The sequence below is a fragment of the Longimicrobiales bacterium genome (assembly GCA_035764935.1).
Taxonomy (GTDB): domain Bacteria; phylum Gemmatimonadota; class Gemmatimonadetes; order Longimicrobiales; family RSA9; genus DASTYK01.
In genome coordinates this window covers 26,698-40,032 of sequence record DASTYK010000009.1, presented here as the reverse complement: position 1 = coordinate 40,032, position 13,335 = coordinate 26,698, and the positions used below count along the sequence as shown (strand labels likewise).

Annotated in this window: 9 protein-coding genes; 5 read left to right on the top strand and 4 right to left on the bottom strand. The window is 70.0% G+C overall.

The window, feature by feature from the left end:
- The first annotated feature begins 16 nt into the window (after positions 1-16).
- The 3 genes from VFU06_00525 to VFU06_00515 are packed head-to-tail and all read left to right on the top strand — an operon-like array spanning position 17 to position 3,389.
- Positions 17-1,771 (top strand): ATP-binding protein, encoded by a 1,755-nt coding sequence (locus tag VFU06_00525; protein ID HEU5207865.1) that lies wholly within the window; start codon positions 17-19, stop codon positions 1,769-1,771.
- Positions 1,768-2,949, top strand: coding sequence for a CoA transferase (locus VFU06_00520; protein HEU5207864.1), 1,182 nt, complete (start codon positions 1,768-1,770; stop codon positions 2,947-2,949). The genes VFU06_00525 and VFU06_00520 overlap by 4 nt, the downstream gene beginning before the upstream one ends.
- Positions 2,950-2,963: 14 nt before the next feature.
- Positions 2,964-3,389, top strand: coding sequence for a BrxA/BrxB family bacilliredoxin (locus VFU06_00515; GenBank protein HEU5207863.1), 426 nt, complete (start codon positions 2,964-2,966; stop codon positions 3,387-3,389).
- 361 nt (positions 3,390-3,750) lie between these two features.
- Here VFU06_00515 and VFU06_00510 read toward each other — a convergent pair whose 3' ends face one another.
- Both VFU06_00510 and solA read right to left on the bottom strand, forming a co-directional pair.
- Positions 3,751-5,748 carry an ABC transporter ATP-binding protein gene (locus VFU06_00510; GenBank protein ID HEU5207862.1) on the bottom strand — a complete coding sequence of 666 codons (1,998 nt, stop codon included), beginning with the start codon at positions 5,746-5,748 and terminating at the stop codon, positions 3,751-3,753.
- 101 nt (positions 5,749-5,849) lie between these two features.
- Entirely contained in the window at positions 5,850-6,998 is a 1,149-nt protein-coding gene (gene solA / locus VFU06_00505) for an N-methyl-L-tryptophan oxidase (protein ID HEU5207861.1), read from the bottom strand.
- A 527-nt stretch (positions 6,999-7,525) separates the two neighbouring features.
- Between solA and VFU06_00500 the strand changes: the two genes are divergently transcribed.
- Positions 7,526-9,958 (top strand): ABC transporter permease, encoded by a 2,433-nt coding sequence (locus VFU06_00500; protein HEU5207860.1) that lies wholly within the window; start codon positions 7,526-7,528, stop codon positions 9,956-9,958.
- A gap of 42 nt (positions 9,959-10,000) precedes the next feature.
- Here VFU06_00500 and VFU06_00495 read toward each other — a convergent pair whose 3' ends face one another.
- A complete protein-coding gene (locus VFU06_00495) occupies positions 10,001-10,234 on the bottom strand; it encodes a hypothetical protein (GenBank protein HEU5207859.1) in 234 nt (77 codons plus the stop codon).
- A 59-nt stretch (positions 10,235-10,293) separates the two neighbouring features.
- Entirely contained in the window at positions 10,294-10,665 is a 372-nt protein-coding gene (locus VFU06_00490) for an arsenate reductase family protein (GenBank protein ID HEU5207858.1), read from the bottom strand.
- A gap of 192 nt (positions 10,666-10,857) precedes the next feature.
- On the opposite strand from VFU06_00490, the gene VFU06_00485 reads away from it, so the two are divergent.
- Positions 10,858-13,311 carry an ABC transporter permease gene (locus VFU06_00485; GenBank protein HEU5207857.1) on the top strand — a complete coding sequence of 818 codons (2,454 nt, stop codon included), beginning with the start codon at positions 10,858-10,860 and terminating at the stop codon, positions 13,309-13,311.
- The last annotated feature ends 24 nt before the right edge of the window (positions 13,312-13,335 follow it).

Below are 13,335 nucleotides of genomic sequence, written 5' to 3'. Positions count from 1 at the left end.
CACCGGAGGTGCCGCTGTGCGGAACGAACAGAAGCGTGACGGGCTCGCCAGCCTGCTGCTGGAGCGGATCCGCGACCACGCGATGATCGCACTGGACGATGCGGGCGTCGTGACGGAGTGGAACACGGGAGCGACGCGCCTGCTCGGCTGGGACGAACGCCAGGCGGTCGGCCGATCGATCCGCGAGCTGCTGGCGGAGGACCCCGGTGCGCAGGAACGCAAGCAGTCGGCGCTGGAGGCCGCGCGGGCGGCCGGCGAGTTCGAGTTCGAGGGCTGGCACCCCCGCGCGGACGGGACGCGCATCTGGACGCACACCCAGATCCTGCGCTATGCGCCGGAGCGGGGAGGTGCCGGCTTCGCCATCCTGCTGCGCGACCTGACGGAGCGGCGTCGCACGCAGGAGCAGCTCGAGGAGCACGGCCGGAGACTCGACGAGGCGCAGCGTGTCGCCCGGCTCGGGAGCTGGTCGTGGGACGTCGACACCGGCAAGCTGCAGTGGTCCCCGGCGCTGTACGACGTCTACGGCGTCGATCCCGACGGCTTCACCCCCTCCTACGACGCATTCCTGGAGCGGCTGCTGCCGGAGGAGCGCACGCGGGTGACGGCCGCCGTCGAGCACGCGCTGCAGACGGCCGGCGCCTTCCAGTGGGAGGAGCGGATCCAGCGGCCGGACGGCGCAGTGTGCGTGCTGCAGACGCACGGCCGGGCAGTGACCCGGAACGGCCGGGTCGTCCGCCTGGTCGGCACCTGCCAGGACGTGACGGAGCAGCGCGCCGCGGCCGAGCGTGAGCGGCAGCTGCTGCGTGAGCAGGCGGCGCGGGAAGCCGCCGAGTCCATGCTGGAGGAGAAGGGCGCGCTGCTGGCCGAGCTGCGGGCGTCGCACGAGCAGCTCGAGCAGCAGGCGATCGAGCTGGAAGCGCAGGCGGACGAGCTGATACAGCTGATGTCCGAGCTCGAGGAGCGCAACCGTGAGCTCCACGCCGCCAACGACGCGCTGCATGCGTCGAATGCCGCGGCCGAGCAGGCACGGCGCGTGGCCGAGGAGGCAAACGCTGCCAAGTCACAGTTCCTCGCCGCAATGAGCCACGAGCTGCGCACCCCGTTGAATGCGATCGCCGGCCACGCGCAGCTCCTCCAGCTCGAGATCCACGGTCCCATGACGGAGGCGCAGCTGCAGGCGCTGGAGCGCATCCAGCGCAGTGGCCACCACCTGCTCGCACTGATCAACGACATCCTCAACTTCGCGAAGCTGGAGGCGGGGAGCGTGCGTTTCGCCGCCCGCGACGTGGACCTGCCGAGTGCCGTGCAGGAGATCGTGACGCTGCTCACGCCGCAGCTGAATGCGCGTCGGCTGCACTGCGTGATTCCGCCCTCGCTCGCGGCCGCGCATGCGTTCGCCGATCCGGATAAGCTCGATCAGATCCTGATGAACCTGCTGTCCAACGCGATCAAGTTCACGCCGGAAGGCGGCCGCATCACCATCGAGTGCGAGGTCGACAGTACGAGCACGCGGGTACACGTGACGGACACCGGCGCGGGTGTCCCGGAGGAGCGGATCGAGGAGATCTTCGAGCCGTTCGTGCAGCTCCGACCCGACGCATCGACACTGACCGACGGCGTCGGCCTCGGACTGTCGATCAGTCGTGCGCTCGCGCGCGGGATGCGGGGCGACCTGCTCGCGTCCAACGTGCCGACCGGTGGCGCCCGCTTCACGCTCGTGTTGCCCGCCGCCGCCGGCGTGCTCAGCGCACAGGCGGTGGTACGGAGTTGAGCGTCCGGCCGCGACCGCTCGCCGGGATCCGTGTCGTCGACCTCTCGCAGAACATCGCGGGCCCATTCTGCACGCAGATCCTGGCGGACCTCGGCGCCGACGTCGTCAAGGTCGAGCCACCCGGCGGCGACCCGGCTCGCGAATGGGCGCCGCCGCAGTGGGGCGCGGACGGCACGATGTTCCTCTCGGTGAACCGTGGCAAGCGCAGCATCACGCTCGACCTGAAGCGCGACGACGCGCGAGCCGTGCTCGATGCGCTGGTCGCGCGCGCCGACATCTTCGTCGAGTCCTTCCGCCGCGGCGTCGCCGAGCGACTCGGGTGCGGCGCAGAGGCGCTGCGCGAGCGGCATCCTGCACTCATCTACGGTTCCGTGCGTGCCTACGGCGCAGATGGGCCGCTCGCCGACCTCGCGGGATACGACGCCCTCGCGCAGGCTCACGGCGGACTCATCAGCGTGACCGGTCAGCCGGACGCTCCCGCACGAGTGGGCACATCCGTCGTCGACTACGGGACTGGAACGTGGGCGGCGCTCGCGATCCTCGCGGCCCTGCGCGAGCGCGATCAGTCAGGGCAGGGGACACACGTGGTCGCGGCACTGTACGAGACGGCGATCGGGTACAACGCCTACCATCTCATGGGCTACTTCGCGGATGGCACCGTGCCGCAGCGCCACGGCACCGGGTTCCCCGCGATCGCGCCCTACGGCGCATTTGCCGCTGCCGATGGTGAGCTGATGATCGCCGGCGCGAACGACGCGCTCTTCCAGAAGCTGTGCGCAGCGCTCGACCTGGACAGCGCCGCACGCGAGCCACGGTGGCAGACCAACCCGCAGCGCGTGGCCGACGAGGCCACGCTGCGTGCCGAGATCGAGCGCGTCACGCGTCAGCTCCCCGTCGCAACGCTGGAGGCACGACTGCGCACCGCCGGTGTACCCTGCGCAGCGATCCGTTCGATCGACCAGGTCGCGGACGAACCGCAGACGTCAGCCGGCGGCCTGCTGCATGCAACGCCCCGCGACGACGCGCCAGCGCTGCGCGGCCCGCTGCCGCCGCTCCGGTGGAACGGCGCACGCGCCGCGGCAGACCGCCCGCCGCCACACGCAGGCGAGCACACGCAGCAGATACTCGAAGAGCTCGGCTTCGCACCGAACAGACCGGGCATCACACAGGAGGAGTGAGCGTCGTGAGCACGATGAGGTATCCGGAAATGATGATCGCCCCGTACCGCCAGCAGGTTACCCGCCTCGGCGCGCAGGAGCTGCGCACCCCCGAGCAGGTGGACTCGTTCGTCCAGCAGCACGCCGACGGGGCGCTGGTCGTGATCAACTCGATCTGCGGTTGCGCGGGCGGCACCATGCGCCCCGCACTCGAGATCCTGCACGATGAGGACGGCCTCCCCCAGGCGTTCGGCGTGGTGTTCGCCGGCGCCGACATCGAAGCCACCGACCGCGTCCGCGAGCTGCACGCGCCCGTCCCGCCATCCTCGCCCGCCATGGTCTACTTCCGCGACGGCAAGGTCGCGTTCATCATGGAGCGCAAGGACATCCAGGGCCGCGCGGTGGAAGAGGTCGCGGCTACGCTGAAGGAAGGGATCGCGGCGGGGCAGGGCTCGGTCTGAACGGCGCGTGTGGGCGGCGCGAGCGCATCGCCCTTGAGTATGGCAGGCAACGTTGCGCGCATTCCAGGTAGGCGTGATGCGAGCAACATTGGCTTTGATTATGGCAGGCGACGTTGCACGCATTCGAGATGGGCGCGATGCGAGCAACATTGGCTTTGATTATGGCAGGCAACGTTGCACGCATCACAGGAAAGCGCGATGCGAGCAACATTGCCCTGGATCGACGCAGCTCGGCGAGCGTGATCCGGCGCCAAAGCCGCCCCCGGCCCGTAATTGCGCCCGACCTGTCTGCACCCAGCGCGCGCCGAGGGCGGGCGCGTCACGCCCGCCCCTGTCTCACCCGCAATTCAACTGAACAGCGTTACAGCTCGCGGGACGTCCTGGACGCCACCGACGCCGCCGCGTCCCGTGCGACGTCGGCGTCGCTTGTCCTGGAGGGGTCCTCACCCGGGTTGATGTAGAGGTCGGACTCGAGCTGGTGCTGCCGCTCGTAGAGCCGGCGGTAGAGCCCGCCCACATCTATCAGCTCGCGATGGTTGCCGCGTTCCACGATGCGTCCCTCTTCCATGACCAGGATCTGGTCGGCACTGGTGATCGTGGAGAGGCGGTGCGCGATCACGAAGGTGGTGCGCCCGCGGCGCAGCTTGCGCAGGCCGTCGCGGATCAGCGCTTCGCTCTCGCTGTCGAGTGAGGACGTCGCCTCGTCCAGGATCAGGATGCGCGGGTCGGCCAGGATCGCGCGGGCGATTGCGACGCGCTGGCGCTGCCCGCCCGAGAGCTTCACGCCCCGCTCTCCGACGACGGTGTCGTAGCCGTCCTCGAAGCGGCTGACGAACTCGTCGCAGTGCGCGATGCGGCCGGCCTCGCGGATCTCCTCTTCCGTGGCGTCGGGCCGTGAGAACGCGATGTTCTCGCGGATCGTCCCGTCGAACAGGAAGTTGTCCTGCAGCACGACACCGATCTGGCTGCGGTAGTCGCGCAGGCGCAGCGCTGTCAGGTCCTTGCCGTCGACCAGCACGCGTCCGCCCTGGGGACGCGCGAACGCCATGACCAGCCCGATCAGCGTGCTCTTGCCGGCGCCGCTGGGGCCGACGAGTGCGGTGGTCGTGCCCGCGGGCGCATGGAACGAGACGTTGCGCAGGACGGGGGCGTCGGGCTCGTACTCGAAGCTCACATCGTCGAATACGACGTCGCCTTCCAGGTCCTCGGGTGCCTCGAGACCCCGGTCGAGATCATCTTCCGTTTCCATCTCGCGCAAATCGCGGATGCGGTCGAGGCCGGCGAAGGCCTCGCTGACCTGCGTGCTGATCGAGGCGATGCCGACGAGCGGAGTGACCATCATGCCGACCAGGAAGATGAAGCTGGTCAGCTCACCGACCGTCATGGTGCCGCTGAGGATCGCCCGCCCGCCGACCAGGATCACGAGCACGCTGATCGCGCCGACGATCACGGTCGAGAATGCCGTCACGGCAGACGTGCCGGTGATCGTGCTCGAGATGTTCTGGAAGAGGCGGTCCACGCCACCTGCGAACACGCTCTCCTCGCGGTTCTCGGCGGTGTAGACCTTCACGAGCCGCACACCGCCCAGCGCCTCGCCCAGCCGTCCGGTCACGTCCGCGGTGATCTCGCTCCGCTTGCGGAAGATCGGGCGCAGCTTCTTGAACGCGTAGCCGACCACACCCGCGAACATGAGCAGGATCGCCACCGTGGCCAGCGTGAGCTTCCAGTTGCGCTGGATCAGGAAGACGAACGCGATCACCGCAGTGAACAGCCCGCCCACGAGCTGGATCAGCCCCGTGCCGACCAGGTTCCGGATGCCCTCGGGATCGTTCATGATCCGTGAGATCAGGACCCCCGACTTGGTCGTGTCGTAGTAGCTGACGGGCAGCCGGATGACGTGGGACTGCACGACCTTGCGCATGTCACGGATCGCGCGCTGTGCGGTCACGCTGACGACCTTGGCCAGGCCGAAGCTGGTCAGCGCCTGCAGCACGGTCGCACCGGCGACGGCGAGCGCGAGCGGAACCAGCAGCTCCGGGCGCGTGCCGCCGATCACGTCGTCGAGCAGGACCTGCGAGCTGAGCGGCAGCACGAACCCGGCGAGGCGGCTGATCGCCATCAGCAGCAGGCCGAGGCCGAGCGGCCCGCGATGCTCCCACATGAGACGCTTCGCTTCGCCACTCGCCGTCCCGACACCGAAGAGGCCCTTCCGCTTCTCCTTCTTGCCGGGCTCATCGGGCGGGCGGGGCACACCGCCGCGCGCGCGACCGGGTCGTTCGGGATTCATGTGAACCGGCCCGCCGCGCAGCGAGTTGAGTCCGCTGCGCTGTGCGGGCAACGCATGTATGCCAGCAGTCATCGTGTCGTCCAGTTTTGGGCGGCCGCGTTCACGGCGGCCGGCCTTGCATCGATCATTCGCGACGCCGCCCGCTGGCGACGCGCACTTCTGTATTCACTGGCTCACTGCACCGGTGCCTCTCGCAGCAGCCGCTGCACGGCGAAGGGCGCGAGGTCGAGCTGGGTCCTTCCGTCGAGCGTGAGCTGCGCAATCATCTCGCCGGTCGCGCTCGCGAACTTGAAACCGTGGCCGGAGCAGGCGCTCGCGATCACGACCTGTTCATGGTACGGGTGCCGGTCGATCACGAAGTGATGGTCCGGCGTATTCGTGTACATGCAGACGCACGCATCGCGCAGCGCGCCGTTGGTGTCCGGGGCCAGGCGCGCGAGCAGCCAGCGGATCGCGCGCTCGTCGGCCTTGATCGGTGAGCGCTCCAGTGTTTCCGGATCGCACGTCGGTCCGCCGTGATGCAGCCCCGCCTTGAAGCCGTCGCCCAGATCCGGGAAAGTCGCGAAGATGCGACCGCGCTCGAACTCCCACAGTGCGATCGGCGAGTGCTCCGCATCGAACCGCTCCGCCTTGCGCGCGGGATCAAACCACATCAGCACCTGTCGCTCGATCTGCAGCACCGGCGCCAGCTCGGGAACGAGCTGTGGCAGCCACGCGCCCGCAGCGATCACGAGGCGCGACGCGTGGTACCGCTGCTGGTCCGTTTCGACCACGACGCCGTTGCTGTCAGCCTTCCACGCGATTGCTCGCTCATCCGTGCGCAGCTCGGCGCCGCGCGCGCGCGCGCACGCATGGAACGACTCGATGCACGCCTCCGGCAGCAGCAGCCCCGCCCGGTTTTCCACCAGCGCGACCCAGTCCGGCTGCAGCTGGTACCCCGGAAAGCGCGATTCGAACGAGGGTGCATCGAGCAGCTCGTGCGCGATCCCATGCTCGCGGGCGCTGGAAAGGGCTCCCGCGACGAGCTCGCCGTCGGGCGGGCCGATCATCGCGCCGCCGGTGGTCACGAGCAGCGTGCGGCCGGACTCCGTTTCCAGCGCGCGCCACAGGTCCAGGGAGCGTCGCAGAAAGGGTACGTACAGCGGGTGCTCGTAGTAGGCCTCACGGATGATGCGCGTGCGGCCGAAGCTGGAGCCGCGATCGTGCGGTGGTGCCCAGCGATCGATGCCGATCACGCGGGCACCGCGCGCGGCGCACTGCCATGCCGCGGCGCTGCCGGCTGCGCCCAGGCCGAGGACGAGGACGTCGGCAGTCACCGCCATGAAGCACCCGCACCCTGTTCGGGCACCCGGGCGGGCATCGGCACTGCACGCTGGGCTGCTGTCATGACTGCATCCGCGGAGGAGGTCGCCTGCGGCACTGTCCGTGTTCGGAACATACACACTCACGGGGTTCAGGATAACCACGCGGCGTGAACCGGGCCGCGGGGGGCTCGGGGCGGCGCCGTCGAACTCCGGCAGGCCGCGCCGCCGGACGCGGCCGTGCCCGCGCCGTCGAACTCCGGCAGGCCGCGCCGTCGGACCCGGCCGTGCCCGCGCCGTCGGACTCCGGCAGGCGACGTCGTACCCGGATCCCGGCAGGCTGCTTCGTCCGGCTTTCGCACCCGCGCCGTCCCGATTCCGCAACGCCCGCGCCCCGTGCCGCTCCTCCCCGCATGCCTAATTCTTTCACCGGCAACGACTTGGAAAACGAATGCGACTGGCGCGCTCCTTTCGTACGGCCCCGACGGGCAGCGCGTTCGCGCCGCCTGCACACCGGCCGCGGGCCGGCCGACCCTCGAGCGCCACGTATGGACACCCTGATCGCCGATCTGCGGTACGCGTTCCGCAAGCTGGCCGGCTCGCCCGGCTTCACTTTTGTCGCTCTTCTGACGCTCGCGCTCGGGATCGGCGCGAACAGCGCCATCTTCAGCGTCGTGTACGGCGTCCTGTTCCGGCCGCTGCCGTTTCCGGATTCGGAGCGGCTGGTCCGGGTGAGCAGCACCGTGAACGGGAACGCCCCGATCGACGCGTTCGCGTCCGCAACGTACCTGGACCTGGCCGGGCTGACGGAGGTCTTTACCGGCGTCGCGGCCGCCTCGAGTGGCACGCTGACCCTCACGGGTGCCGGTGAGCCGACGGACCTGGACGTGCGCGTGGCGAGCGCGAACTACTTCGACGTGCTCGGCATCCGTCCGCAGCTCGGCCGCAGCTTCGCCCGGGCGGAGAACGAGCCGGGTAGCACGCGCGTGGTCGTGCTGTCCAACGCGCTCTGGCAGCAGCGCTTCGGGGCCGATCCCGCGATCCTGAACCAGACGGTGCTGCTGGGCAGCGAGGCGTACACCGTCATCGGCATCATGCCCGCAGGGTTCGGGTATCCCGGGGACACGGACGCCTGGGTTCCGCTGGAGTATTCAGAGGGGTTCCGCAGCGACGGATCACGCGGCGGGTTCTACCTGGACGTGATCGGACGACTGCGCGGCGACGTATCGCTCGAGCGTACGCGAGCTGCGGTCGATGCACTCGCCCATCGGGTCAACCAGACGCTGGAGCCGGCCGGGTTCCGGTTTACCCTCGGCATCGTCACCACGCCGCTGCGCGAGGCGATCATCGGCGACGTGCGCACGCCGCTGCTGGTCCTGCTGGCGGCCGTCGGGTTCGTGCTGCTGATCGCATGCGTCAATGTGGCCAACCTGCTGCTCGCCCGTGCGTCCACCCGCGAGGGCGAGATGGCGGTGCGCACCGCACTCGGCGCCGGGCGCTCCCGCATCATCCGTCAGCTCGTCACAGAGAGCGTCGTGCTCGGCCTGCTGGGCGGATTGCTCGGTCTCGTCCTCTCGCTCTGGGGCACTGCCGCGATCGTGCGGATGCAGCCCGGCGACCTGCCGCGCATTTCGGAAGTGCGTGTCGACAGCGCCGTCATCGCGTTCACGTTCGGTCTCTCCCTGCTCGCGGCACTGCTGTTCGGCGTGCTGCCCGCGCTCCAGACTGCGCGGACGTCGCCGTACGACGCGCTGCGCGAGGCGGGACGCAGCCAGGTCGGAACGCGCCGCAGTCAGCGCATCCGCACGGGACTGGTCGTCGCGGAGATCGCGCTCGCCGTGCTGCTGCTGGCGGGCGCTGGCCTGCTGATCCGCAGCTTCGCGACGCTGATGGAGGTCGACCCGGGCTTCCGCGCGGATGGTGTGATCGCGTTCCCGGTGGGGCTGCCGAACGGGCCCTATCCGGACGACGCACGGCGATCGATGTTCGTCGAGCAGTACCTGCAGCGTGTGCGCGCACTCCCCGGCGTGGGCGCCGCAGCCGCCGTGTCCGCGCTGCCGCTCACCCCGGCCACACTGCGCACCGGCTTCTCGATCGAGGGCGAAGGCGAGATCTCGCCGGAGCAGGTGATGGACGTCCGGGTCATCACCCCCGGGTACCTGTCCGCGATGAACATCCCGCTTCGCGGCGGTCGTGACATCCAGGCCACGGACCGTGCAGGCGCACAGCCGGTGGCCCTGGTCAATGAAGCCGCCGTACGCCGCTACTTCGGCGGCAACGATCCCATCGGCCGCACGGTCACCATGGGCTGGGGGCGCGAAGCGCACCCGGACGGCGTGTCCGGCACGATCGTCGGTGTCGTGGCGGACGTGAAGCTGCAGGAGCTGGGCGAGGAGTCGCTGCCAACGGTGTATTTCGCGCACGCCCAGGTCGGCGTTCCGGGCATGAGCATCATCGTGCGCTCACCTGGCCGGAACCCGCTGCTCGTCGTGCCGCGCCTGCGCGACGAGCTGCACGCGCTGGACGCAAACCTGCCGCTCGACGAGGTGCGCCTGCTGGACGACGTCCTCGCAGACTCCGTCGCACAGCCGCGCTTCTACATGACACTGCTGCTGCTGTTCGCGGGCGTCGCTGTGGTGCTCGCGGCGGTCGGCATCTTCGGTGTCATGTCGTTCGCGGTCGCGCAGCGTCGACGCGAGATCGGAATCCGCATGGCGCTCGGCGCACCCCACGCCAGCGTGCTGCGCCTGGTGTTGCGTGAAGGGCTGCTGCTGACGGCAACGGGCGTGGTGATCGGCCTCGTCGCGGCCGTTGCACTCACGCGGGTAATGGAAAGCCTGCTCTACGGTGTAGCCGCAACCGATGCGGTTGCGCTGGTCGGCGCAACCGCCATCCTCGCCGGGACGGCGCTGGTCGCGAGCTGCCTGCCCGCACGCCGCGCAGCCGGCATGGACCCGCTGCTCGCGCTGCGCGCGGACTGATCACTGCGCGGCGAGCGCCGCATGCACGTGATGCTGCGTGTGTCAGACCCGGTCGCGCAACGCTTCCACGCCGCCCTTCTCGGCGCAGTGGTCGCAGCAGTAGAACGTTCCGTTCGCCTCGAGGCCGTGACCGATGATGGGCGTCGAGCACACCGTGCAGCGCGGCGCCATCCTGGCGATCGCGCACTCGAAGCTGTCGAAGGTGTGCGTCCGGTCACCCATCGTGACCTGGAACGCCTTGTCGTAGTCGTTGCCGCACTGATCGCAGGTCGCCATGGTCTGCTCCTTCGGTGGTTGGAGGACCGGAACGGTGCATGAGCCATGCCCTGCGGCGCTCAGCCGGCGCTCAGCCACTCCGCCCACGCATCGGGCTCGAACCCGACGGTGAGGCGGCTGCCGGAGCGGACCAGCGGCGTGCGCAGCAGCAGGGGGTCATCAGTCAGGCGCTCGAGCCAGCGCTCGTCGCTGTAGTGCGCAGCACCGAGGCCGAGCTCGCGGAACCGCCTGCCGTCGCGGTCGACCAGCGCCTGCACGCCGAACTTCTGCGCGAACCGCTGCAGCTCGCCGCGCGATGCGGCGCGCTGCGCGAGATCGACGAAATGCACACGGATGCGGCGCTCCGCGAACCAGCGCTGCGCCTTGCGGGTGTCGGCGGATTTCTTCGTGCCGAAGATCTGGACTTCCATGCGCGCAGGGTAGCCGGGCATCCGGCCGCGATCAAGCAGGTGGGCCGGCGAGCCGACTGCTCCTGCCTGGTGCCACGGCCGCGCTCGAGCAGGCGACGTGGCCTGCCGTCCGCTCCTGACCGTGCCACGGCCGCCACACACCCGCGGCTACAACCTTCTGCGCGTGTCGACTGTCTCACCCCGTATTCACGCACTTCACCAGGACGGGAGCGAATGGACGTACTGCGCCAGGATCTCCGCCATGCGGCCCGCCGGCTCGTGCGACGCCCCGGCTTCGCGGCCGTCGCGATCCTCACGCTCGCCCTCGGGATCGGCGCGAACGTCGCGATCTACACGGTCGTGCGCGCCGTGCTGCTGGAGCCGCTCCCGTATGCCGAGCCCGACCGGCTCGCGCTCGTGGTCAACCTGCGCAACGGCCTGATGGAGGGCGGCTGGATCTCGGAGCCGGAGGCACTGGAATACCGGGAGGACGTTTCCAGCTTCGAGCGCGTCGCATACTGGACCAGCGGCGCCGCCAACGTGGCTACCGGTGCGGGCGACCCGGAGCGGGTCGTGACGGCCCGGGTGACGGACGGCATCTTCGATGTGTTCGGCGTGCCGGCAGCGGCGGGACGGTACTTCGGGCCGGACGAATGGCGTCGGGGCGGTCCGCCGGTCGTCGTTCTCGGCCACGGGCTCTGGCAGCGCCGCTTCGCGGGCGACCGTGCGGTCGTCGGCTCGACGCTGCTGGTCAACAACGAGGCGCACACGATCGTCGGCGTGCTGCCCGCCGGCGTCGGTCTGCCGGCAGACTACGACGCGACGCGTCCGACGGAGCTGTTCCTGCCGCAACCGCTGGAGCGCGACAGCCTGCTCGAGGAGCGGGGCAGTCACTACCTGCTCGGGATTGCACGCCTGCGCCCCGAAGCGACCGTTGTCCGTGCGAATGCGGAGCTCGAGGCCATTGCGCGCGGCTGGGTGCGTGACGGTCTCGTGGACGAGGCGGAAGCGCTGGTCCCTGTCGCGCGTCCGCTGAACGAGTCCATCGTGGGGGCCGCGCGACCGCTCCTGCTGGTGCTTGCCGGGGCGGTTGCGTTCCTGCTGCTGATCGCGTGTGTCAATGTTGCCAACCTGCTGCTGGCACGTGGCGACGAGCGACGTCGCGAGATGGCTGTGCGCGCATCACTGGGCGCCGGCCGCGGCCGCATCGTCCGCCAGCTCCTGATGGAAAGCAGCCTGCTCGCGCTCGCCGGAGGTGCACTCGGCCTGCTGCTCGCCCAGGCGGGTGTACGTGCACTGGTAGCGTTCGGGCCGGCCGCGATCCCGCGCATCGAGGAGGTGCGGGTCGATACCCATGCGCTCGTGTTCACGGTGGCGATCGCACTGCTCACGGTCCTGCTCTTCGGCCTGGTGCCCGCACTGCAGCTTTCGCGTGCCGAGCTCGGCCGCGAGCTGCGCGAGGGCGGCCGCAGCGCTACGGGCGGCAAGCCGCGGCAACGCTTCCGCCAGTCGCTGGTGGTCGCGGAGCTCGCGCTCTCGGTGATGCTGGTGATCGGCGCCGGGCTGATGCTGCGCACGTTTGCCGCGTTGCAACGCATCGACCTGGGATTCGACGAATCGTCCGTGCTCACCGCCCAGCTCTCCCTGCCGCAGCTCGGCTACGAGGACGACCAGCAGGTGGAGCGTTTCATTCGCAGCACCGTGAACGACGTGCGCGCCCTTGCCGGCGTCCGGCACGCAGGCGCCGCCAGGCTGCTGCCCCTCACGGGCGAGATCGGCGACTGGTCGATCACGATCGAAGGCGTGCCCACGGGGCCGGGCGTGGATCACAACGCAGACTGGCAGATCGTGACCGACGGGTACTTCGAGGCGATGGGCATGCGGCTCGTCCGCGGGCGCTGGTTCACGGCGGGCGATGATCGCGAGGCACCTCCCGTCGCCGTCGTGAACCGGACACTGGCCGACGCGTACTGGGACGGCAACGCAATCGGCAGGCGCTTCAGGTTCGGGACCAACCCCGACCGGCCGTGGGTCACGATCATCGGAATCGTCGAGGACGTCCGCCACAACCAGGTGCTCGAGGACGCCCGTCGCGAGATGTACGTGCCGCACGCGCAGTGGAGCACGTCGTCGCAGACCGGCGCGCGGCGGACAATGGCGCTGGTCGCGCGCACGTCCGGTGATCCGCTGGCACTGGTGCCGGCATTGCGCGCGGCCGTGCGGGCCCGCGACCCCGGCGTTCCGCTCTCCGAGGTGCGCACGCTCGATCACATCGTGGGCGATGCCGTGTCGGGCACGCGCTTCACGACCCTGCTGCTCGCGCTCTTCGCCTCGATCGCCCTCGCCCTGGCGACCGTCGGCACGTACGGCGTCATCGCCTATGGCGTCGCACAACGGCGGCACGAGATGGGGATCCGCATGGCGCTGGGCGCAAGCCGCGGCGACGTCGTGCGTCTCGTGCTCGCCGGAGGCGGCGCCGTCGCGGCCGTCGGGATTGGCGTCGGCGTCGCCGGTGCACTCGCGCTCAGTCGCCTCATGAGCGGCCTCGTCTACGGCGTTGCGACCCTGGACCCGCTCACCTACCTGGCGGTGCCCGCCCTGCTCGCCGCGGCAGCGCTGCTCGCCTGCTGGATCCCGGCGCAGCGCGCCGCTGCGACGCACCCCGCCACGGCACTCCGGACCGACTAGCATCTCGCACGCGCTGCAGGACGG